The 21,840-nt window shown below is 68.0% G+C and carries 18 protein-coding genes, 1 tRNA gene and 2 pseudogenes; 14 read left to right on the forward strand and 7 right to left on the reverse strand.

Annotated features, from left to right (window positions below):
• Positions 1-589: invasion associated locus B family protein (locus E4O86_RS16890; RefSeq protein WP_161141727.1), on the forward strand; the 589-nt coding region annotated here is incomplete at its 5' end.
• 49 nt (positions 590-638) lie between these two features.
• On the opposite strand, the gene hspQ is transcribed toward E4O86_RS16890, so the two are convergent.
• Together hspQ and E4O86_RS16900 are read right to left on the reverse strand one after the other, a co-directional pair.
• Positions 639-968: a heat shock protein HspQ gene (gene hspQ, locus E4O86_RS16895; RefSeq protein WP_161141728.1), complete on the reverse strand. Its 330-nt coding sequence runs from the start codon at positions 966-968 to the stop codon at positions 639-641.
• 13 nt (positions 969-981) lie between these two features.
• Positions 982-1,953 carry a lysophospholipid acyltransferase family protein gene (locus tag E4O86_RS16900; protein WP_205520935.1) on the reverse strand — a complete coding sequence of 324 codons (972 nt, stop codon included), beginning with the start codon at positions 1,951-1,953 and terminating at the stop codon, positions 982-984.
• 120 nt (positions 1,954-2,073) lie between these two features.
• Here E4O86_RS16900 and E4O86_RS16905 point away from each other — a divergent pair, with 120 nt between their 5' ends.
• The gene (locus E4O86_RS16905; protein ID WP_161141730.1) at positions 2,074-3,039 is read left to right on the forward strand and encodes an AEC family transporter; all 966 of its coding nucleotides are present in this window, start codon (positions 2,074-2,076) and stop codon (positions 3,037-3,039) included.
• Positions 3,040-3,060: 21 nt separating this feature from the next.
• On the opposite strand, the gene E4O86_RS16910 is transcribed toward E4O86_RS16905, so the two are convergent.
• Positions 3,061-4,242, reverse strand: coding sequence for an FAD-dependent monooxygenase (locus E4O86_RS16910; RefSeq protein WP_161141731.1), 1,182 nt, complete (start codon positions 4,240-4,242; stop codon positions 3,061-3,063).
• Positions 4,243-4,459: 217 nt separating this feature from the next.
• Between E4O86_RS16910 and E4O86_RS16915 the strand changes: the two genes are divergently transcribed.
• The 7 genes from E4O86_RS16915 to E4O86_RS16945 all read left to right on the forward strand — a co-directional run bounded on the left by E4O86_RS16915 (position 4,460) and on the right by E4O86_RS16945 (position 11,307).
• Positions 4,460-5,218: a CDP-alcohol phosphatidyltransferase family protein gene (locus E4O86_RS16915; RefSeq protein WP_205520936.1), complete on the forward strand. Its 759-nt coding sequence runs from the start codon at positions 4,460-4,462 to the stop codon at positions 5,216-5,218.
• A 73-nt stretch (positions 5,219-5,291) separates the two neighbouring features.
• Positions 5,292-6,272 carry a quinone oxidoreductase family protein gene (locus tag E4O86_RS16920; protein ID WP_161141732.1) on the forward strand — a complete coding sequence of 327 codons (981 nt, stop codon included), beginning with the start codon at positions 5,292-5,294 and terminating at the stop codon, positions 6,270-6,272.
• A gap of 85 nt (positions 6,273-6,357) precedes the next feature.
• Positions 6,358-7,941, forward strand: coding sequence for an ABC transporter ATP-binding protein (locus E4O86_RS16925; protein WP_161141733.1), 1,584 nt, complete (start codon positions 6,358-6,360; stop codon positions 7,939-7,941).
• A complete protein-coding gene (locus E4O86_RS16930; RefSeq protein ID WP_161141734.1) occupies positions 7,931-9,025 on the forward strand; it encodes an ABC transporter permease in 1,095 nt (364 codons plus the stop codon). The genes E4O86_RS16925 and E4O86_RS16930 overlap by 11 nt, the downstream gene beginning before the upstream one ends.
• Positions 9,026-9,032: 7 nt before the next feature.
• Complete coding sequence (locus E4O86_RS16935; RefSeq protein WP_161141744.1) at positions 9,033-9,947, forward strand: ABC transporter permease subunit; 915 nt, start codon at positions 9,033-9,035, stop codon at positions 9,945-9,947.
• Between the two features lie 75 nt (positions 9,948-10,022).
• Complete coding sequence (locus tag E4O86_RS16940) at positions 10,023-11,093, forward strand: BMP family ABC transporter substrate-binding protein (RefSeq protein WP_161141735.1); 1,071 nt, start codon at positions 10,023-10,025, stop codon at positions 11,091-11,093.
• 124 nt (positions 11,094-11,217) lie between these two features.
• Positions 11,218-11,307, forward strand: a tRNA-Ser gene (locus E4O86_RS16945).
• A 124-nt stretch (positions 11,308-11,431) separates the two neighbouring features.
• On the opposite strand, the gene E4O86_RS16950 is transcribed toward E4O86_RS16945, so the two are convergent.
• The gene (locus E4O86_RS16950; protein WP_161141736.1) at positions 11,432-11,962 is read right to left on the reverse strand and encodes a hypothetical protein; all 531 of its coding nucleotides are present in this window, start codon (positions 11,960-11,962) and stop codon (positions 11,432-11,434) included.
• A gap of 3 nt (positions 11,963-11,965) precedes the next feature.
• Entirely contained in the window at positions 11,966-12,703 is a 738-nt protein-coding gene (locus E4O86_RS16955) for a hypothetical protein (RefSeq protein ID WP_161141737.1), read from the reverse strand.
• Between the two features lie 546 nt (positions 12,704-13,249).
• On the opposite strand from E4O86_RS16955, the gene E4O86_RS16960 reads away from it, so the two are divergent.
• The gene (locus E4O86_RS16960) at positions 13,250-13,585 is read left to right on the forward strand and encodes a type II toxin-antitoxin system TacA family antitoxin (RefSeq protein WP_161141738.1); all 336 of its coding nucleotides are present in this window, start codon (positions 13,250-13,252) and stop codon (positions 13,583-13,585) included.
• A gap of 134 nt (positions 13,586-13,719) precedes the next feature.
• Here E4O86_RS16960 and E4O86_RS23655 read toward each other — a convergent pair.
• Both E4O86_RS23655 and E4O86_RS16965 read right to left on the reverse strand, forming a co-directional pair.
• Positions 13,720-13,884 (reverse strand): annotated as a pseudogene (locus E4O86_RS23655) (IS3-like element ISMamg1 family transposase); the annotation flags it as partial.
• A gap of 173 nt (positions 13,885-14,057) precedes the next feature.
• A complete protein-coding gene (locus tag E4O86_RS16965; RefSeq protein WP_161141739.1) occupies positions 14,058-14,366 on the reverse strand; it encodes a hypothetical protein in 309 nt (102 codons plus the stop codon).
• Between the two features lie 566 nt (positions 14,367-14,932).
• On the opposite strand from E4O86_RS16965, the gene E4O86_RS16970 reads away from it, so the two are divergent.
• From E4O86_RS16970 to E4O86_RS23250, 4 genes and pseudogenes are all read left to right on the forward strand, one after another.
• Complete coding sequence (locus tag E4O86_RS16970; protein WP_161141740.1) at positions 14,933-19,621, forward strand: beta strand repeat-containing protein; 4,689 nt, start codon at positions 14,933-14,935, stop codon at positions 19,619-19,621.
• A gap of 37 nt (positions 19,622-19,658) precedes the next feature.
• Complete coding sequence (locus tag E4O86_RS16975) at positions 19,659-20,168, forward strand: invasion associated locus B family protein (protein ID WP_161141741.1); 510 nt, start codon at positions 19,659-19,661, stop codon at positions 20,166-20,168.
• A gap of 146 nt (positions 20,169-20,314) precedes the next feature.
• Entirely contained in the window at positions 20,315-21,646 is a 1,332-nt protein-coding gene (gene tssK / locus E4O86_RS16980; RefSeq protein ID WP_161141742.1) for a type VI secretion system baseplate subunit TssK, read from the forward strand.
• A pseudogene (locus E4O86_RS23250) lies at positions 21,643-21,840 on the forward strand (type VI secretion system protein TssL, long form); the annotation flags it as partial. The gene tssK and the pseudogene E4O86_RS23250, both read left to right, overlap by 4 nt.

Raw genomic sequence — 21,840 nt, forward strand, 5'->3', positions numbered from 1 at the left:
GTTGGCGCAGGGCGCGCCCGCGGCGGGCGCCGCCGCTCCGGCGGCCGGCGAGCAGGCGCAGGCGCCGCAGCCGGACTGGATGAAGCTCTGCAGCCAGCATCCCGAGACGAAGCAGCAGGTCTGCGTCATCACGCGCGAGCGGCGCGCGGCCACCGGCCAGCTGCTCGCGGCCGTCTCCCTGCGCGAGGTCCAGGACAAGAAGATCCTGGTGACCGCGGTGCCGCCCGGCATGCTCCTGCGGCCGGGTCTGCAGATCCAGATCGACGGCGGCAAGACGCAGAAGGGCCAGTACACCATCTGCTTCCCCAATCTCTGCTTCGCGGAGAACGAGGTGAACGCCGACTACGTGAGCAGCCTGAAGCGCGGCAAGCAGCTCGTCATCACCTCGCTCAATCAGCAGGCGAAGCCGGTCAATTTCGACATCAGCCTCGCCGGCTTCACGGCCGCCTATGACGGCCCGGCGGTCGACCCGGCGCAGCTCCAGGCCGAGCAGGCGAAGCTCCAGGACGAGCTGAAGAAGAAGGCCGAGGAGGCGCGCCAGCAGCTCATCGAGCGCCAGCGCCAGGAGACCGCGCCGGCCGGCCAGTAGCGCCGCCCGGCCTCGAGCCCAGAAGGGAACCCGGCCCCGGCGGCCGGGTTCAGTTCGCCGAGCCGCGGCTCCTGTAGCCGCCCTGCTCGAAGGCGGCGAAGAACTCGCGCACCTGCGGGTGGCGGACCGGATCGCCGCTGTCGTCCGGCATCAGGTTCTGCTCCGAGACATAGGCGACGTATTCGCTTTCCGCGTTCTCGGCGAGCAGGTGGTAATAGGGCTGATCCTTCGACGGGCGGATCTCCTCGGGAATCGCCTGGTACCATTCCTCGGTGTTGGAGAAGGTGGGATCGACGTCGAAGATCACCCCGCGGAACGGGAACACGCGGTGGCGCACGACCTGACCGACCCGGTATTTCGCTTCCAGTATCCTGACCATCGACCACGCCTCTTCACGTCCGCTTCGCCGCCGCGATCCCGAGTTCGCCCGCCTGCTTCCGCCGCCGCCCGATCCGCCAGCGGTCGTGGACCCACATCCATTCCTGCGGGCGCTCCCTGATCCAGGCCTCGAACTGCGCCTGGAGCGACTGGGTCGCCGCGAGCACGTCCGCCGTCGGATCATTCGTCTCCGGCACCGGAATCTCAACTCCGTCGATCCGGAACCTGCTTCCGGCAAGGCGAACCACGCGCCCTGCGAAGAGCGGCACATGCAAGCGGCGGGCCAGCATCGCCGGAAACGGGTTGGCGGTCGCCTCGCGACCGAAGAACGTGACCGGCACGCCGTTCGTCTCGCGGTGGTCGCCGAGAAGGCCGATCGCGTTACCGCTCCGCACCCAGCGCATCACCCGGCCGGGCGTCGTGTGCCCCTTCGAGAAGAGCCCGCCGTCGAACAATTCGCTCCTCAGTCCGGTGACGTACCGGTCGGAGCGCGGGTTCGAGAGCTTCTGGTAGATGCCGGCGAGGGAATAGCGGGACCGCAGCGGCCACGCGGCCACCTCCCAGTTGGCCGAATGGAGCGCGACGAAAACGGCGCCGGTCGGACAATCCGCGATCCGCGCCCGCACCGCGTCGGGAAGGACCACCTCGAAGCGGCTGCCATCGGCGAGAATCCGGTCGATCTGGAAGGTTTCGGCGAAGGTGCGGCCGAGATTGTTCCACTGCGCCCGGGCGATCGCCTCGCGTTCGGCCTCGGTCTTGTCCGGGAAGGCGCGCCGGAGATTCTCGAGCACCCGGCGATGCCGGCGGGTGCGCGGCGCCACGCATTCCCACGCCGCGCCCATGAGGCTGGAGCTCGAATCGACCGGGAGAGCGCGGACGAGCGCGGCGACCGTGCGCAGGCCGGCATATTCCACGATCTCGCCGGCACGGCGGAAGAGACCGGCGCGGCGCCGGCGACGACCTTTCACGCTGTTCGGCTCGCCCAAGGCCGTGCCTTCATTGACCTCACGCCGCAATCACTCTAGCCGGATCGGACTGCCGCCGAGTTAAGCGAGGCGGCAGGCTCATGCAACCAAGGCCGGCATCCGACCGGCGCCGACCCCGCCATGACCAAGGTCGCCGGCCTCGCGCTGCCCTTCTTCGGGCTCATCTTCATCGGCTTCCTCGCCGGGCGGATCTGGCGGAAGGCCGAGAGCGAGCTCTCCTGGCTCAACGTCTTCGTGATCTACTTCGCCCTGCCGGCGCTCTTCATCCGGCTCGTCGCTGCGACGCCCATCGATGAGCTCGCGAACTGGTCCTTCGTGTTCGCGACCAGCCTTGCGACCTATACCGCCTTCGCGGTCGCCTTCGCGTTCGCCGCCGTGAGGAGCCGCGGCGATCTCGCCGAGGCGACGTTGCAGGGGATGGTCGGCGGCTACGGCAATGTCGGCTACATGGGACCGCCGCTCGCGCTCGTCGCGCTCGGTCCGAGCGCCGCCGTTCCCGCCGCGCTCGTCTTCTGCTTCGACGTCGCGCTCGTCTTCACGCTCGCGCCGCTGATGATGGCGATCGCCGGGCATGGCGGCGCGTCGCCGGTGCGGCTGCTGTTCGATATTCCCCGGCGGGTCCTGCTCCACCCGTTCATCGCCTCGACCCTGATCGGGGTCGCGGCCGCAGCACTCCGCTACGAGCCCCCGGCGCCGGTGGCGCGGCTCCTGGAGCTCCTCTCCAACGCCGCCGCGCCGTGCGCGCTTTTCGCGCTCGGCGTGACGGTGGCGCTGCGGCCGCTCAAGCGGATCGGGGCGGAGCTGCCGGTGCTGATCGCGGTGAAGCTCGTGCTCCACCCGGTCATCGTCTTCGGCCTGCTCGCCTGGATCGGCGGCTTCGACAGGATCTGGATCGAGACGGCGGTGCTGATGGCATCGCTGCCGCCGGCGGCGACGATCTACGTGCTTGCCGTCCAGTACGATACCTACGTCTACCGCAGTTCGTCGGCGATCATGATCGGGACCGCAATCTCCGTCTTCACCGTCACGGGCGTGCTCTATCTCATCACCCACGACCTCTTGCCGTTCGGCCTCTTCGAACCGTGAAGGGAGCAGGGCCGAAGGCGGTCAGCCCGGAGACGGCAGCCGCGCCCCGAGGCCGCGGCGCATCAGGAACTGGCGGGCGAAGGGGATGCCGGCGGCAGCCGCCAGCCCGGCACTCCGCAGCGCCTGGACCGGCAGGAAATCGGTGAGGAGCGAGCGGTTGAGGAGATCGACCATCAGCGTCCGGCTCGCTATGTCGAAACGGCGGGCGCGGCCGTAGGACGCGACCGCCGTCTCCGCGCCCGGATCGGCGCGGTGCCTTGCGAAGAGGTGGACGAGCGCCTCCACGTCGCGGAAGCCGAGATTGAGGCCCTGCGCGCCGATCGGCGGGAACGTGTGGGCGGCCTCCCCGACAAGCACGATCCGGCCGCGCGCGACCTCCTTGGCGAGCGCGCCGTGGAGCGGCACGAGCGCCGGCGCGCTTTCCGCCGTCATGGCGCCGTGGATCGAGGCGGCGCGCTCCTCCACGACGCGCGCGAAGGCCGGGCCGGCGAGGAGGGCTGCCATTTCCGCGCGGTCCGGCCGGTCGACCCAGACGAGGCTGACACGGTGGCCGGGCAGGGGGACCAGCGTGAAGGGCCCGGCCTCGGTGTGGAACTCGGTCGAGACGCCGCGATGGGGCGACTCGATCCCGAAGGTCGCCACGATCGCGGCCTGCCGGTAGGACCAGGTCCGCGATTCGATGTCGGCGGCACGCCTTGCAAGCGAGCGGCCGCCGTCGGCACCGACGACCAGCCTGGCCTCCACCTCGCCCGAGCCGGACCGGAGCGTCACGGCATCGGAGCCGGGAAGAACCGCGTCGACCGGCTCGCGCCGGACCGTCAGTCCTTCCACGTCCCCGGCCGCCTCCGCCAGGCCGGCGACCAGATCGGCGTTGGGAACGTTGTAGCCGAAGGCGGGAAGGCCGATCTCGGAGGCATAGAAGGTGACCTCGGGCGCGCGGATCAGCCGCTTGGTGGCGTCCGCCATGCGAATCGCTGTGATCGGCTCGCCGTAGCGTTCAACGTGCTGCCAGGCGCCGAGGCTCTCGAGAAGGTCGACAGAGCCGCGCAGGAGTGCGGCCGTGCGCCCGGGCGGAAAGCTGGCGGGCGGGGCACAGAGGATGGTCTCGAGACCGGCGCGTGCGGCCGCGAGCGCGGCGGCATAGCCGGTCGCCCCGCCGCCGATGACGGCGACGTCGAAGCTATGTGGGGTCGGACTGGACATGGCCGGGAACATGGCGCAGGCGAGGTCTGCCGGCAATCGGCGCTTCGTCTCTGCCACGGGAACCGAGGCCAGGGCCCGCCCAATTGCACCGCAGCCTGTTGCCGGCCCTTGCACTTCCCGCGATCCGCAAGGCATGAGTGTGCGGGAAATGGAGGGACGTCGTGCGGCATCGCACCGCTATTCGAGGCGCTTGCCCCCTGCGCGCGCGGCCGGCCGGATGCGGTTCCGGTCCGGCGGCCTGGAAGGGATCTCCTTCGGAGGCGAGGCGGCGGTGATCGGCTCGCGGCGCCTCTTCGCGATCCATCTCTTCACGGCGACCGGCGCAGCGCTCGCGCTGCTCTCGGTGCTTGCCGCCTGGCAGGGGGACTGGCGCGCGACCTTCGTCTGGCTCGGGATCGCGCTCATCGTCGACGGCATAGACGGGCCGATCGCCCGGCGCTTCAAGGTGCGCGAGCGGCTGCCGAAATGGGACGGCGCGGCGCTCGATTTCGTCATCGACTACGCCACCTACGTGTTCATCCCGGCGCTCGTCATCGCGCTCGGCCTGCATCTTTCGACGCTGCTCGGCGCCGTGCTCGGCGTGATCGTGGCCGTGACGGGCGCGCTCTATTTCGCCGATACGCGGATGAAGCAGCCGGACAATTCCTTCCGCGGCTTTCCGGCCGTCTGGAACATGGCCGCCTTCGTGATGTTCGCGCTGATGCCGTCCCCGGCCGTCATCACGATCGTGGTGATCGCGCTGGCGGCGCTCACCTTCCTGCCGGTCAATTTCGTCCATCCCGTCCGGGTCGTGCGCTGGCGCCCGCTGACGCTCGCAATGCTCGCCGGATGGCTCGTCGCCTCGTCCTGGTTCCTGCTCACCGAGCCTCCGCTCTCCGCCGGCATCAAGACGCTGCTGATCGTCACGAGCCTCTATCTGCTCTGCGTGTCGGGGGTGCAGCAGATGCTGCCGCGGCGGCCGAAGGCGGGATTCTGACCTCGCGGACCGGAGCCGGCCCGCCGATCCGCGGGCGCCGGCCACCGGACTGCGCAACGACCGGGAGAAGGACATGGCACAGGCGATCAGGATCGGGCAGTTCGGCGGGCCGGAAGTGCTCCGGTACGAGGAGATCGGCGCGATCGGCGATCCCGGCCCGGGCGAGGTGAAGTTGCGGCACGAGGCGGTCGGGCTCAATTTCATCGACGTCTACTACCGGACCGGCGTGTACCAGCCGCCGAACGGCTTTCCCTTCATCCCGGGCAACGAGGGGGCGGGCGTCGTCGTCGCGACGGGCCCCGGCGTGGCCGAGTTCGCGCCCGGCGACCGCGTCGCCTATACCGGGCCGCTCGGCGCCTACGCCACCGAGCGGCTGATCCCGGCCGCGAGCCTCGTCAGGCTGCCGGACGGGATCCCGTTCGAGACCGGCGCGGCGATGATGCTGAAGGGGCTCACCGCGCAATATCTGCTGCGGCGCACCTACAAGGTGGAACCCGGCCAGACGATCCTGTTCCACGCCGCCGCCGGCGGCGTCGGTCTCATCGCCTGCCGCTGGGCGAAGGCGCTCGGCGCGACGGTGATCGGCACCGCCGGCTCCGCGGAGAAGATCGCGCTCGCCGAGGCGAATGGCTGCGACCACGTCATCGACTACCGGCGCGAGAACTTCGTCGAGCGGGTCCTGGAGATCACCGGGGGCGGCAAGTGCGACGTCGTCTACGATTCGATCGGCAAGGACACCTTCCCCGGGTCGCTCGACTGCCTGAAGCCGTTCGGCATGTGGGTGCTGTTCGGGCAGTCGTCCGGCGTGATCGAAGGCTTCGACCTGAACCTCCTCGCGCGGAAGGGCTCGCTCTACGCGACGCGCCCGACGATCTTCACGCATATCGCCGACCGCGCGGTGATGCAGGCGATGGCCGACGAGCTCTTCGAGGCGGTCCGGACCGGCATGGTCGAGATCCCGGTGAACCAGCGCTTCCCCCTTTCCGAGGCAGCCGAGGCGCACAGGGCGCTCGAGGGGCGCGCGACGACCGGCGCTTCCGTGCTCCTGCCCTGATTGCGGAAGCGGCTCCGCCTGCATGCGATTTGGGCTGGCGCGGCTTGGGCCGCGATCCTAACGTGCCGGCCGTTCGAGGGACCCGATGGACGTTGCACCACCCGGGCGGGCCGTGTCCGATAGCCCGCCACTGCTCGAGACGGCCGGTCTGACCAAGCGATTCGGTTCGCTCACCGCATGCGATGCGATCGATCTGCGGATCGCGTCCGGCGAGATCCACGCTCTCCTCGGCGAGAACGGCGCCGGCAAGTCCACCCTGGTCAAGATGCTCTACGGGGCGCTTGCCCCGGATGCGGGCGAGATCCGCTGGCGGGGAGAAGCGGTCTCGATCGCATCGCCGGCGGCGGCGCGCCGCCTCGGCATCGGCATGGTATTCCAGCACTTCTCGCTCTTCGAGGCGCTGACGGTCGGCGAGAACATCGCGCTCGCGCTGCCGAAGAAGGCCGTGACGCACGGCCTCGACGGGACCATCCGCACCGTCTCGCGGCAATACGGGCTGCCGCTCGATCCGCATGCGCGGATCGCCGACCTCTCCGTCGGCGAGCGCCAGCGCGTCGAGATCGTGCGCTGCCTGCTGCAGGAGCCGCGGCTCATCATCATGGACGAGCCGACATCGGTGCTGACCCCGCAGGAGAGCGAGGTTCTGTTCGAGACGCTGAAGCGGCTCTCGCAGGAGGGCGTGGCGATCCTCTACATCACGCACAGGCTGGTCGAGGTCGTGGAGATCGCCTCGCGGGCGACGATCCTGCGCCGGGGCCGGGTGGTCGGGACAGCCGATCCGAGGGCGGAAAGCGCGCGCACGCTCGCCGGCATGATGGTCGGAAGCGACATCGGCGCGGTGGACAAGCCGGAAGCCCGCATGACCGGGGCGGAGCGGCTGCGCCTGCAGGGACTGACGCTTGCGGCCGACCGGCCGTTCGGGATCGGGCTCCAGGACGTGACGCTCGGCGTCCGCTCCGGCGAGATCGTCGCGATCGCCGGCGTCGCAGGCAACGGGCAGCAGGAACTCTTCGACGCGATTTCCGGCGAAAGGTTGGCCGCCTCCGACGACGCAATCCTGATCGAGGGCAGGCCGGTCGGCCGCAAGGGGGTCAACGAGCGGCGGCGGCTCGGGGCCGCCTTCGTTCCGGAGGAGCGGCTCGGGCACGGCGCCGTCGCGAGCTTCCGGCTCTCCGACAATGTCGTGCTCACGCGCCATGCGACGCGCGACGCCATCGCCCGGCACGGGCTGATCGACAAGAAGGCCGCGACGGACGTTGAGGGCCGCGTGGCGGAGCGCTTCGACGTCCGGCGCGCAAGCCCCGATCCACGCGCCTCGTCGCTCTCGGGCGGCAATCTCCAGAAGTTCGTGGTCGGACGCGAGATCGACAGGGCGCCGACGCTGCTCGTCGTCAGCCAGCCGACCTGGGGCGTGGACGCCGGCGCCGCCCGCATCATCCGCGGCGCGCTGATCGGGCTTGCGGAAGCCGGCGCCGCCATCCTCGTCATCAGCCAGGACCTCGACGAGATCTTCGAGGTCGCGGACCGCATCGCGGTCATGTCGGACGGCCGGCTTTCGGAGGCCTTTCCGGCGGGCTCCCTGAGCCCCGAGCGCATCGGCCTGCTGATGGGCGGGGTCCATCACCAGCACGACGGCACTTCCGACGGGGAGGCCGGCCATGCGGCTTGACCTCGTTCCACGCCCGGAACCGTCGGGGCGCATGGCGCTCCTGTCGCCGGTCATCGCGACGGTCCTGACGCTCGCGATCGGGGCGGCCCTCTTCCTCGTCCTCGGGGTCGACCCGGCGCGCGGGCTCTACGTCTATTTCGTCGAGCCGCTGACGGCCGGCTGGTCGCTGGTGGAACTCGTCGTCAAGGCCGCGCCGCTCGCGCTGATCGCCGTCGGCCTGGCGCTCTGCTTCCGCGCCAATGTCTGGAACATCGGCGCGGAGGGGCAGTTCACGATCGGCGCGGTCTGCGGCTCGGCGATCCCGGTCCTGCTGCCGGACTGGCAGTCCCCGGCCGTGCTGCCGCTGATGCTGCTCCTCGGCCTTCTCGGCGGGGCGCTCTACGGCGCGGTCCCGGCCGTCCTCAAGAACCGCTTCGGCGCGAGCGAGATCCTCACGAGCCTGATGCTCACCTATGTCGCGCTGCTGCTGCTGGACTGGCTCGTGCGCGGGCCCTGGCGCGATCCCGGCAGCTACAACTTCCCGGAATCGGTGCTCTTCTCGAGCGCGGCCACGATGCCGGTCATGGGCGAGGGCAGCCGTCTCCACTGGGGCGTCCTCTTCGCGCCGCTCGCCGCGTTGCTCGCCTATCTCCGGCTCGGAACCTCCGTCCAGGGCTTCGCGATCAAGGTCACCGGCGCGGCCCCGCGCGCGGCGCGCTTCTCCGGCTTCTCCGGCGGCGCCGTGACGCTCGGGGTGTTCGTCGTCTCCGGCGCGCTCGCCGGGCTCGCCGGCATCGTGGAGGTGGCCGGCACGATCGGCCAGCTGAGGCCGACCATCTCGCCGGGCTACGGCTTCGCCGCGATCATCGTCGCCTTCGTCGGACGGCTCCACCCGCTCGGGATCCTGGTCGCGGCGCTGCTCCTCGCCCTCACCTATCTCGGCGGCGAGGGGGCGCAGGTGACGCTCGGCCTGTCGGCGAACGTGACGCGGCTCTTCCAGGGGCTGCTCCTCGTCATCCTGCTCGGCTGCGACACGCTGATCGCCTATCGGATCCGCTTCGAACGGCGCGGCAGGCCTGCCGCGGGGGAGGCTTCCCGTGGCTGACTTCGCCATCGTCACGGCCATCGTGCTGACGGTGATCACGGCGGCGACGCCGCTCCTCCTCGCCGGCATCGGCGAACTGGTGGCCGAGCGCGCCGGCGTGCTCAATCTCGGGCTCGAGGGCATGATGGCGGTTGGCGCCGTGGGCGGCTTCGCCGGCGCCGCGCTCACCGGCTCGACTACGGTCGGCATCGTCTCGGCCGGGCTCGCCGGGCTGCTGCTCGCCGTTCCGTTCGCCTTCCTCGTCATCAACCTCGCGGCGAACCAGGTGGCGACCGGCCTCGCTTTGACGCTGCTCGGCCTGGGGGCGTCGGCAATGTTCGGCGAGAGCTTCATCGGCAAGCCTGGCCTGAAGCTCCCGGCGCTCGACATTCCGGGGCTGACTTCGATCCCCGTCGTCGGGCGGATCGTCTTCGGGCAGGACGCGCTCGTCTACATCTCCTTCCTGCTCGTCGCCGCAATCTCCTGGTTCCTGTTCCGCACGCGGGCCGGGCTGATGCTGCGCGCGGTCGGTGACAGCCACGATTCGGCGCACAATCTCGGCATTCCGGTCTATGCCGTGCGCTGGGCGGCGGTGCTCTTCGGCGGCTGCTGCGCCGGCCTCGGCGGCGGCTATCTCTCGCTCGCCTACACGCCGCTCTGGACGGAGAACATGACGGCCGGGCGGGGCTGGATCGCGCTCGCGCTCGTCGTGTTCGCGAGCTGGCTGCCCTGGCGCCTCGTTGTCGGCGCGTATCTCTTCGGCGCGGTCGCCATCCTGGGCTTCCACGCCCAGGGCCTCGGGGTACGGGTTTCCTCGCAATTCATTTCAATGCTGCCCTATCTTGCGACGATCGCCGTTCTCGTCGTCATATCCCGCAACAAGCTGGTCCTGCGCGCGAACACGCCCGCCTGCCTCGGCAGGCCGTTCGTGCCGGCCCGCTAGAAGGGGAGGGACCAGGTCAGTCCGGCCGCCGACCTGGGAGGATTGCAGGCTGTTCCAGACTCTCGGAGGAGGGAAATGCGAATCTGGTTGAGGATCGCCGCGGCTGCGGCGGCGCTGGTGCTCGCAGCGGGCGGGGCCGGTGCGCAGGAGAAGCTCAAGGTGGGCTTCATCTATGTCGGCCCGCACAATGACGGCGGCTGGTCGCAGCGCCACGACGTCGCGCGGCAGGAGATCGAGAAGGCGCTCGGCGACAAGGTCGAGACGACCTATGTCGAGAACGTCTCGGAGGGGCCCGACGCGGAGCGCGTCATCGAGCAGCTCGCCCGCGCCGGCAACAAGCTGATCTTCACCACCTCCTTCGGCTTCATGAACCCGACGCTGAAGGTCGCGCAGCGCTTCAAGGACGTGAAGTTCGAGCATGCCACGGGCTTCAAGCAGGCTGCGAATGTGGCGACCTACAATGCGCGCTTCTACGAGGGCCGCTACATTCTCGGCCAGATCGCGGCGAAGATGTCGAAGACCGGCGTCGCCGGCTATATCGGCTCCTTCCCGATCCCCGAAGTGGTGATGGGCATCAACGCCTACGCGCTCGGCGCGCGTTCCATCAATCCGGACTTCAAGATCAAGGTCGTCTGGGCGAACACCTGGCACGATCCCGGCAAGGAGGCCGATGCGGCGAAGGTGCTGCTCGACCAGGGCGCCGACATCATCGCGCAGCACACCGATTCCCCGGCGCCGCTCCAGATCGCCGCCGAGCGGGGCGCCTACGGCTTCGGCCAGGCCTCCGACATGATCGAGTTCGCGCCGAAGAACCAGCTCACCGCGATCATCGACAATTGGGGGCCCTATTACATCGAGCGCGTGAAGGCGGTCCTCGACGGCACCTGGAAGTCGCACGACGTCTGGTACGGCATCCCCGAAGGGATGGTGCAGATGGCGCCCTACACGAACATGCCCGACGACGTGAAGAAGATGGCCGAGGAGACGGAGGAGAAGATCCGCACCGGACAACTCCACCCCTTCGCCGGCCCGATCAAGAAGCAGGACGGCAGCGTCGCGGCCGAGGCCGGCAAGACGATCCCGGATTCCGAGCTGCTCGGCATGAACTACTACGTCGAAGGCGTCGAAGGCGACCTGCCGAAATAGCGGGCAGCGCGCACGGAACCACCGGCCGCGCGCCGCCCGGCGCGCGGCCATCCCCGCCGCAAGCCCGCGCGGCTTCCCGCGCCGGCTTGCGCCGGGGGCCTTCCTGAGCCATCTAGCGGCGGCGGGATGGGTGGCCGAGCGGTTGAAGGCACCGGTCTTGAAAACCGGCAGGCGGGCGACCGTCTCGTGGGTTCGAATCCCACCCCATCCGCCATTTTCGCCATTTTGCGGAACCTCTGCATGGCTTTCAGGATACCTGTCTTTCTTTAAATAACAGAATGCGGCGGGATGAGATGTTCTGAAACGGCAAGGAGCCGTCTTCGAGGCGACTCTGTTGTTTAGGGCGAGGGCGGCGGAAGATATACAAGCGTCTGCCGGATCATGTCATCAACATACCCAATGGCCGCGTTCATGCTTGGACGGTAGAGAGTCGGATGGGCGCACTGGTTGCGCTGCGATAGCTGTCCGTCAAGAATTCGGAGCTTGGCCTTGGTTGTGAATTTCACATCCTTCGCAACAGTCAGAAATTGCGACTCCGCAACTAATTCCTTCAGTTCCGCGAGGTCTTTGAATGCCCACTTCGGGCGCGCGGCCCGGATGTCCGCTTCATGCTTTTGAAAACACACTTCGGAAAACACATTGAAGTGCCCTGCCCAAGCTAAAACGATGCCAGACCGGTATAGTTCGTTTTCGAGGCATGAAATTGCTTCGCTGAAATAATCCTGCACGTCCACAGGGGTCCCGGAAAGATGTTTTGAGAGATCCTCCAAAAGCACTATGCGCGATGCTGCGCTTTCATGCTTTGCCAGAACATTGTGCGCCGCCCGCCGCGCCCCGCTGACCCGGGTAGCCCAATCCTCAAGCCCCATCGGTCAATCCCTCGGACTGAGGAGATGTTCGCGGAGAGCCTTAAACAATTTCTCGTACACCTCCGCATTCTCGGTTTCCGGAAGGTGTAGCTGAATATGGATCGCAATCTGTGGGGTGAGATTCGCGTTATTGGGAATTGGTGGCAAGGTGGGAGGGAGCGTGCCCAGCCCATTCCCGTCCTCGGCTTCCTCTGTTGTAGAGGCGTCCGAGGACACGGCTGTCGGCTTGGTGTCCGCAAGCAATTCCTTAGTTGGGGCAGCGGACACCACCAGCTTGCCATTCTCCTCCTCAAGCAGCTTTGCTGCCAGCAATACATCAACAACGCAGCGAGCCCCCGTCTTATTGCCAGAGGTGTTTTTCTGACCAGATACATACAGCACATGATCGGAGAAATCTTTCTCAGTCATGCCGCCTTTAATGCGGACAGTGGTAACGAGCCCGGATACTTTTTCGTTGCCCTGGATAGCTTCCTTCCAGTAATTCTGAGCATCTTCTATTTGCTTGTGGTCGAGCGCGCGGCCAAGTTTCCTACCCAACTCGGTGGCACTCTTTTTCATTCCACCTGTGATGAGGCCGATGTCGGTCAGAAATTTGTTGTTCCTGCTAATGATCGTCTTATGAATTCCTGTAAGCCTAGCCAAGTTATCCAGAGATGCTTGGTCAGGAGCACTGCTGTACCCCTTCATAATTTTTTGGACTTCCTCGAATGAGGAACCCGGTAGGTTAAATTCGGTAGCCACTGACGCCCCCCAGCGTGAGCTGATGATTGCGCAATTTTGGAGCAGTTTCAGTCAATCTACAAGAATTCTGTTTTTGCACAGCGCCACATTCCTTTGCCCAAGTGGACGCCATCATTGCCCGGTGCCGGTGGAGTTGAACAAGGCCGGGGCCTAGCTCCGAAACGCCTAAGGTTGTCGGAACCATCCACATTATGGAGGGTCATGGAGGGCTATAGCGTAGACGTAGTTCTCCGTTTCATCGTTCACGGCCCGCCATTACGCATTGGTTTTATTGAAACTTTTTTCGATTTCGGAAAATCTACTAACGATCTACTGCCGGAAATCGGGTGGTCGAAATGGCTCTGTGCAGCCTCTTCTCCAGCCCTGAATCCGCCCTCGCTCTATGTCTCGCGGGGGCGTTGCCCCCTCCTGACGGGGCGCGTTCGCAATGCCAGTGCCGACCCAGGGAAGCCCCTCCCACGAGGTCAAAGCTACGTTCTGTTCGGCGACCGGCCTTGAGGTATCCGGCCGCTGGCCGTACGTTTTGACGAACGTTCGACATCGAAGATGACCGAAGCAGCGAAGAGGTCCAGGTCCGCTCGCGTCCGGAGCGAACGCCTTGAGACGCGCGTAACCGCTGATCAGAAGCGGCTGATCGAATACGCCGCCGCCTTGCAGGGCCGCTCCATGACGGATTTCGTTCTGTCGAGCCTCCAGGATGCGGCGCGACGCGCGGCGCTCTATCGGGCTGTGCGCAGCGAGATTGCGTCTTTTGCGGTGATCGTGGATGCCAAGGACGAGAGTGCGAAGCGTTTCTATGAGCGCGAGAGTTTTCTGCCGCTTCCGGATCAGCCGATGAAACTGTTCCGGCCCTTGGCGGACATTGAAGCGTTGTTCAAATGAGTGCTACCGATTGCTGAAGCAATTTCGAGCTGACGCACAGATCGTGACCTGAGCCCGCTCTTTCATCCGAGTTCGAGCAGCCCCCTCATCCTTTGAGCCATTCAGGCTCACATTCAGGCTCAGCGGTGCAACGGGATGGGGCGCGGAGGCGCGATATAGTGCCAGCCGATGCGCGTCTCTTGAGACCAGCGCAGGATCGCCATGCTGGTCAGCTCGGTGCCGTCGTCGGAAGCGCACATCGCCCGCCGGCCTCGCCCGGCGATGATCCGGTCGAGTTCACGGACGACGCCCAGGCCCGATGCCGGTGGCGCAAGCCCGGACCGCCATGCCTCCCTCCCGAGGCATGGCGGCCGGTCGCCCAGCGTTCCGGACCTACGTCGTCATATCGCGCGGACGCAGGTCTCGGTTTCGTCGTTCCGGGCCGGCCAGATCGCCGCTCGAAGCCCGAGCATCCGCGCCGGAAGCGCGGCGCCTATTTGTAGGTGCCGCCGGCGCCTGCGCCGACGACCCCGCCGAGACCGACATTCTTGCCGTTCTCCGCAACGGCTCCGCCCGCCTCGTCGCTCTTGCCGACCTTCGCGCCGAGCGCGCGCGTATTGCCGATTGCCACCGCGGCATGCGCATGGCTGTCGTCGACATGCGCGCCGACCCCGATCGCGCCGACATCGGCCCGGGCCTTGACGGCGTCGTCACCCGCCTGGGCGGACGTCCCGAAAAGCATGCCGACAGAAAGAACGGCTGCAGCCGAAGTCACGGTGAGGGACTTGTTGAAGCAAGTCATGTCAGTCTCCGCTGTTTCCACGATGACGGTTGGCGTCATCTTGGGCAGAAACCCGAGAAAGACCGCATGGTTCTCGCCGAAAGCGAGCTTGGTTTACGCAAGGCAACCACAATTCCTAGATCTGAAGGCGACTGAACGGGGATGGGCGGTCGCCGGACGGCGCGGACGCTCCCGGCGACCGCCGCAGGCGGGCCGGAACGGAGGTTCCGCCAGATCGCGCGGCGCGCCCGCCATCCGGAGGGGTCCGGTGGCCTGGGACTGCGCCGGCCGCCCTCCGCCCACGCCCCTTCCGGCCACGGGCCGATTCGTTCAACTGCAGCCGATCAGATAAACGACGGAGAAATCCTGTCGAACGCCGCCTTCCGGCATGCGACGGGGCAATTGAGCGGCCGAATGCGAGTTGCAGATCGGCAACACTCGGCCGGCAACGCACTAAATACCTGAAAATGCTTGGCGGACCAGCAGAAGCGGGGGGCGCCGCCAGCTTGAGTTGCCCCTACGGTGCAGGTAGCTTCGACGAAGATGTTGATTTGCGGGCCTGCGTGCTTCGCGGGGGAGGGAGAGTTATGCGCTTCGCGAGTAAGGCGAACCAGGTTCCGCCTGTTTCCGCGGTGAAACCGCAGCCGCTCCGTCGCGCAGGACTTCTTTCGACGACTTCGCTCACGACCGCGACACTTGTCGCCGGCCTGGTCGGAACGGCTCCGCTCCTCGGTGCCGATCGTGCCCTCGCCGTCGATTCCGAATGGATCGGCGCCACCAGCGACTACGGAACGAACGGCAACTGGAACCCGGCGACCGTCCCCGCCAATGCCGGCGATACCGCGGCCTTCGCGGGTGGCGGGCTTACGACGGTCGATCTCGGTGCGGCCGCCTTTTCCCCGGATTCCTGGACGATCAGCGGCGCGGCCGCGTACACGATCCAGAACGGCACGGTCACCTTCTCCAATGGCGGCGGCCTGACGAACACATCGACCGCGGTCCAGACGGTCACGGTCGACATCGGAGAGGCCGGGGCGGCGGCGAGCGTCACCCAGACCGACGGCACGCTCGTTCTGTCGGGCACGAACACCTATACGGGCGGCACGACGCTTTCGGGCGGGACGCTCGTGCTCGGCAGCGACCAGGCGCTCGGGACGGGCGGCCTGACCGCTGCGGACGGCACAACGATCGACTACGCGTCGGGCGTGACGATCGCCAATCCGGTGGCGATCGACGGCTCGGTCGACTTCAACCAGGACGGCGGGGCGGCCGAGCAGTCCGGCGTGGTTTCCGGCGGCGGCACGCTGGTGAAGACGGGACCGGGCGATCTCGGGCTCACGGGAGCGAACACCTATTCCGGCGGGACAATCGTCGAGACGGGCGTCCTCAGCCTTTCCGGGGCCGGGACGCTCGGCGACACCGGTGGAACGACCACGGTCAATGGCGGCACGCTCGACCTTGGCGGCACCACGCAGGACCAGGACCGCTTCATCCTGAACGGCGGAACGCTCGACGGCGGCGGGACCATGGCCGCGGCCAGCGACGTCCTGCAGACGGGCGGGACGGTCGCTGCGGGAACGACGGTCGCGACGCCGAGCTATGCGCAGTCCGGCGGAACGATGGCCGGGACGGCAAACGTCGACGGCTACGATCTCTCCGGCACGGGGACAATTGCCGGAACGGGCACGATCAACGCCACCGGCACGGTGACGCAGACGGGCGGCACCGTCGCCGCGGGCGCGACGGTCACGGCGACGACCTACGACCAGTCGGGCGGCGCCATGGGCGGCGATGCCACGGTCACCGCCTACAATCTCTCCGGCACCGGGACGGTGACCGGGACGGCGACGATCAATGCCGCCGGCACGGTGACGCAGACCGGCGGAACGGTGGCCGACGGCGCGGCGGTGACGGCGAACGCCTACAGCCAGTCCGGCGGCAATATGGGCGGCGACGCGACGGTCGCGACGACCTATGCGCTTGCGGGCGGGACGGTGACCGGCACCGCGACCATCGGCGCCGCGACGGTGACGCAGACGGGCGGGACGGTTGCCGACGGCGCGGCGGTCACTGCCACCACCTACGACCAGTCGGGCGGCGACATGGGCGGCGACGCCACCGTCACCGCCTACAATCTCTCCGGCACCGGGACGGTAACCGGGACGGCGACGATCAATGCCGCCGGCACGGTGACCCAGACCGGCGGCACGGTCGCCGACGGCGCGGCGGTGACGGCGAACGCCTACAGCCAGTCCGGCGGCAATATGGGCGGCGCCGCGACGATCGCGACGACCTATACGCTCGCCGGCGGGACGGTCACCGGCACCGCGACCATCGGCGCCGCGACGGTGACGCAGACGGGCGGCACCGTCGCCGCGGGCGCGGCGGTCACCGCCACCACCTACGACCAGTCGGGCGGCGCCATGGGCGGCGACGCCACCGTGACAGCGTACAATCTCTCCGGCACGGGGACGGTGACCGGGACGGCGACGATCAATGCCGCCGGCACGGTGACGCAGACCGGCGGGACGGTCGCCGACGGCGCGGCGGTGACGGCGAACGCCTACAGCCAGTCCGGCGGCAACATGGGCGGCGCCGCGACGGTCGCGACGACCTACACGCTCGCCGGCGGGACGGTCACCGGCACCTCGACCATCGGCGCCGCGACGGTGACGCAGACGGGCGGCACCGTTGCCGACGGGGCGGCGGTCACCGCCACCACCTACGATCAGTCGGGCGGCGCCATGGGCGGGGACGCCACCGTCACCGATTATGCCCTGTCCGGCGCCGGTACGGTGACCGGGACGGCGACGGTCGACGCCGCCGGCACGGTGACGCAGACCGGCGGGACGGTCGCCGACGGCGCCACCGTCGATGCGAACGCCTACAGCCAGTCGGGCGGCAATATGGGCGGCGACGCGACGGTCGCGACGACCTACACGCTCGCCGGCGGGACGGTTACCGGCACCGCGACGATCGATACCGCAACGGTGAACCAGACGGGCGGGGCGATGGACGGCGCGGCGACCGCCACGACCTACGATCAGTCGGGCGGGACCATGGGCGGCACCGTCGACGGCGACACATACCTGCTCTCGGGCGGCACCGTTGCGGGCACGATCGATTCCCGGTGGTTCGGACAGACCGGCGGCAGCGTCACCGGCACCCTGAACTCCGAGATCATCGCGATCGCGATCGGGGGCACCATCACCGCGATCTCGGATGACGGGGTGGCGGCGTCCAATGCCGCCGGCGACATCGCGATCACGACCACGGCGGCGGGCGACATCGCCAATGCCGCCGGATCCGGCATCGCGGCCGATACCAGCGCAGGCGCCGGCAACGTCACGATCACCACCGCGGGCACGGTCGCCGGTACGACAGGCATCGTGGCGACCTCGGGCGGCAACGCCACGATCGAGGTCGACGCGGACGTGACCGGCACGGCAGGGGCGGGGATCAGCGTCGGCAGCGCGGGAACGACGACGCTCACCGTCGCCGACGGCGTCACCGTCACGGGCACGACCGACGCCATTCTCAGCACCGGCGGGACGTTCGCCGGCTCGGTTGCCGCCGGCGCCAGCCTGATGTCGGCCGCAAACGCCTTCAACGTGACCGCAGGATCGGCAACGCTCTCCAACGCCGGCACGGTGACCGGCATGATCGCCTCCTCGGCGGGCGCCGCCGCGACAGTCGAGAACGCGGGCTCGTGGACGCTGCTGACGAACGGCAGCTCGGTGCTTGCCGGCGGCGCGGATACGATCGCCAATTCCGGCACGTTCAATTCCTTCGGGTCGACCACGCTGACGGGCGTCGAGGCGTTCGACAATTCCGGGATGCTGGTCGTCTCGGGGACAGGCGGCGCGGCGGGCACCATGACGCTCGCAGGCGCCGGAACCTTCACCAATTCCGGCATGGTCATGATGGGTGACGGCGTCCTCGGCGACGCGCTGGCGGTGAACGGCAACTATGCCGGCGCCGGCGGCACGGTCACGATGGACATCGACCTCGGTGCGTCGAGCGGCGTCCTCGGCGACCAGCTCGTTGTCACGGGCGGCGATTTCACCGGCAATACGGTGATCGACTTCACGAGCCTCGGAGCCCTCGGCCTGCAGGATCCGATCAAGGTCGTGGACCTCGATCCGACGGGGACGAACACCGGCACCGTCACCGCGACGAACCTGCCCCTCGCGGGCGGCCTGGTCGAATACGGCCTCGTGCAGCAGGACGAGGACTGGTTCGTCGCGTCGAGCGCGAACCTGTCGCTGATCGGCGGCATCGTGGCGAACATCTCGCTCGCCCAGTCGATCATCGGGACGGTCGTGAACCGGCCTTCGAGCCCCTATGTGAGCGGCCTCGCCTCGACCACCGACTACACCGTCGCGCCGGGTCTCTGGTTCCGCTCTGTCGGCGGCACGGCGAACGCCGAATCCGGCATCAGCGGCAGCGGCGGCTTCGCGGGCAATGCCGAGGTCGATCTCGACTATCTCGGCGTCCAGGGCGGCTTCGACATCGGCTGGTTCAACCTCGGCGAAAGCGCGCTCTCGATCAATGCCGGCATCACCGCCGGCTACAATCGCGGCAACACCCGGCAGGACGTCTCCTCGACCTTCGGCGGCGCAGGCACGACGAGCCGGACCTCCGGCGACTTCGACTCCGGCTATGTCGGCGGCTACGTCACGCTGGCGCGCGAGCGCCTGTTCGGCGACATCCAGCTTCGCTACGACTACACGGACTTCACGTTCAACAATTCCGCCGTCGGCATCAACGACCTCGACGTGAACACCGACCGCGTGTCGATCATCTCGTCGGTCGGCTACGCGCTCGACCTCGGCAACAATTTCAGCCTCGTGCCGCAGACGGGCGTCAGCTATTCGTGGATCTCCACGAGCGACATGACGCTTGTGCCAGGCTCGACCCTCGATCCGAAGGACTATCAGAGCATCATCGGCTTCGCCGGCGTGACGGCGACGCGGACGGTTCTGCTCGACGACGTCTCGGCGTTGCGGCCGTTCGTGTCGGCGACGCTCTACAACGATTTCGGCGACGATCCGCAGATGGTCTTCGCCGATCTCTCCACCGGAAACAGCCAGACCATCACGTCGGAGAATCTCGGGACCTTCGGCGAACTGTCGCTGGGGGCGAACTACACCCACGTGTTCGACAAGAAGACCTCGCCGTTCCGGCAGATCGACGCAAATCTGAGGAGCGACTTCAAGTTCAGCGACGACCTGTTCGGCTGGGGCCTCAACGCCCAGGTCCGGCTGCAATTCTAGTGGCGCGGGCGACGTGCGGCCCGGAGAGGCGAGGTCGGTGACGAAGATCCGCCGCCCGCTCGCCTCTGCAGCGCTCGCCGCGATTCTCCTTGCGGGGCAGGCGCCGGGCATGGGGGCTCGAGCGCAGGGTACCCCCGCGCCGGCGAAGCCGTGGGTCGTCAGCTGCTCCGACAGGGGGCTCGCCGGCGGTCTGAACTGCGCGATGACGCAGGTGCTGATCGCCAAGAACACCGGGCAGCGCGTGGTCGGCGCCGCGATCTTCAGGACGGGCGACCGCGGTGCCATCATCCTCCGCCTCAGCCTCCCGCACGGGCTGAGGCTGCCGGATGGCGTCCGGGTCTCGATCGACGACGGCAAGCGGACCACCGTCCCGATCGAGACCGCGGACCAGAACGGCAGCTACGCGAACATTCCGGTCGCGGGCGATTTCCTCGCCGCATTGAAGCGCGGCCATATGCTTTCGGTCGCCGTCACGTCGGTGCGGGGCGAGGAGGCCGCCTTCCAGCTTTCCCTGGATGGCTTCACGGCCGCCTTCGACAAGCTCTGAGGACCGGCGCGGCCGCCCGGAATGCAGCGCGAAAGCTTGCGGGCTGCGGGTAAAGGGCAGCGGTTTCAATCGGTCAACTGTTGAAGTAGCATCCCTTCCAGAAGACCAGGCAACTGGCGATCGGCCGGCGGAGGCGAGTGCCGTTCATGTCTTGGTACAGCAAGGTTGCGTGGTCGGAGGGCCTGTTCCTAAGACAGCACCATCTCCAGCAGAACGACCGCTACGTCGAACGGCTGATCGAGAACCGGGTCGGCAGCATCAGCCCGTATCCCTGGGGTTTCTCGCAGATCGAGATCGACCGGGACCTGGCGCAGCAGAACAAGTTCGCGCTCCGTTCGGCGCGCGGCCTGTTCCAGGACGGAACGCCGTTCGACATGCCCGGCACGAGCCCGCTGCCGCTGCCGGTGGACGTGCCGGAAGGCGCCGACCGGCAGCTCGTCTGGCTGACCATCCCGGCCGCGGTGGCGAACGGCCGCGAGGTCGACATGGCGGAGGCGGCGAGCGGCAGCCGCTATGTGCGCGACCTGGAGACGGTGGTCGATTCCGCCTCGGGAACGCATGTCGAGCAGGAGATCGAGGTGGCGCATCCGCGCGCCGGGTTCGAGATCCGCAGCACGGCGAAGAGCGGCTTCCATTGCCTGAAGGTGGCGCGAATCCTCGAGGTCCGCGACCGCACCATCCTCTTCGACGAGACCTTCGCGCCGCCAGTCCTCGCCTGTCATGCCCACCCGGTGGTCTCCGGCTGGCTCGACAGGGTGATCGGTTGGGTCGGCACCAAGCTCGAGACGCTCGCGCGCTACGCGGCGGATCCGAGCTCGGGCGGCGGCCTGCAGACGTTCGACTATTTCATGCTCCAGCTGCTCAACCGGGAGATCAACGTCCTCAAGCACCTGCGCAGCTCGAAATACGTCCATCCGGTGCAGGTCTACGAGGAGTTCCTGCGGATCGCCGGCGAGCTCGCGACCTTCTCGCCGCGGCGGCTCGCGCCCGAATACGCCGTCTACGACCATGACGCGCTCGAGACGATCTTCGAGCCGCTGCTTTCCGACATCCAGCGGCTGCTCAGCCTCGACGTCGGCCGCGCAATACGGCTCGACCTCATCGAGCGGGCGCCCAATGCCTTCCTCGCCGCGATCACGGACCGCACCCTGTTCAGCCGCGCGACCTTCGTCATCGAGGTGGCGGCGGCGAAGCCGCTGACGCAGATCCAGCAGCAGTTCCCGGCGCTCTGCAAGGTCGGGCCGAACACCCGCATGAACGAGATCGTGCAGACGCACCTGCCCGGCATCGAGCTCGTCCACATGCCGACGCCGCCGCGGCAGATCCGGGCGATCTCGGACCACGTCTACTTCTATCTCGACAAGTCGTCGCCGCTCTGGCCGGAGTTCAGCGTCGCGAGCAGCGTCGGGCTGCATTTCGCCGGCGACTGGCCGGGCCTCGAGCTCGATCTCTGGGCCATCATGGAAGACCGGCGATGAGCGGTGGCGACGATCCGTTCGGGTCGGGCGGCAAGACCGTCATCCGGCCCAACCCAGGCGGGGCCTTCCGTGCCGATCCGGTGCGCCCGACACCAGGCGCGGTGCCTGGGCAGCCGGCGCCGCAGGCACCGCCGGACAGGACCGTGTTCGGCTTCGGGCCGCCCGGCGGCGCGCCGCCGCGGCCGCAGGCGCCG

Source organism: Propylenella binzhouense (genome assembly GCF_009866965.1).
GTDB lineage: Bacteria > Pseudomonadota > Alphaproteobacteria > Rhizobiales > Afifellaceae > Propylenella > Propylenella binzhouense.

Bases quoted from the DNA above. Each gene is read 5' to 3' on its own strand.
- hspQ (WP_161141728.1), bottom strand. From the start codon at position 968: ATGGTCAGGATACTGGAAGCGAAATACCGGGTCGGTCAGGTCGTGCGC.
- E4O86_RS16905 (WP_161141730.1), top strand. From the start codon at position 2,074: ATGACCAAGGTCGCCGGCCTCGCGCTGCCCTTCTTCGGGCTCATCTTC.
- E4O86_RS16910 (WP_161141731.1), bottom strand. From the start codon at position 4,242: ATGTCCAGTCCGACCCCACATAGCTTCGACGTCGCCGTCATCGGCGGC.
- E4O86_RS16915 (WP_205520936.1), top strand. From the start codon at position 4,460: ATGCGGTTCCGGTCCGGCGGCCTGGAAGGGATCTCCTTCGGAGGCGAG.
- E4O86_RS16920 (WP_161141732.1), top strand. From the start codon at position 5,292: ATGGCACAGGCGATCAGGATCGGGCAGTTCGGCGGGCCGGAAGTGCTC.
- E4O86_RS16925 (WP_161141733.1), top strand. From the start codon at position 6,358: ATGGACGTTGCACCACCCGGGCGGGCCGTGTCCGATAGCCCGCCACTG.
- E4O86_RS16930 (WP_161141734.1), top strand. From the start codon at position 7,931: ATGCGGCTTGACCTCGTTCCACGCCCGGAACCGTCGGGGCGCATGGCG.
- E4O86_RS16940 (WP_161141735.1), top strand. From the start codon at position 10,023: ATGCGAATCTGGTTGAGGATCGCCGCGGCTGCGGCGGCGCTGGTGCTC.
- E4O86_RS16950 (WP_161141736.1), bottom strand. From the start codon at position 11,962: ATGGGGCTTGAGGATTGGGCTACCCGGGTCAGCGGGGCGCGGCGGGCG.
- E4O86_RS16960 (WP_161141738.1), top strand. From the start codon at position 13,250: ATGACCGAAGCAGCGAAGAGGTCCAGGTCCGCTCGCGTCCGGAGCGAA.
- E4O86_RS16965 (WP_161141739.1), bottom strand. From the start codon at position 14,366: ATGACTTGCTTCAACAAGTCCCTCACCGTGACTTCGGCTGCAGCCGTT.
- E4O86_RS16970 (WP_161141740.1), top strand. From the start codon at position 14,933: ATGCGCTTCGCGAGTAAGGCGAACCAGGTTCCGCCTGTTTCCGCGGTG.
- tssK (WP_161141742.1), top strand. From the start codon at position 20,315: ATGTCTTGGTACAGCAAGGTTGCGTGGTCGGAGGGCCTGTTCCTAAGA.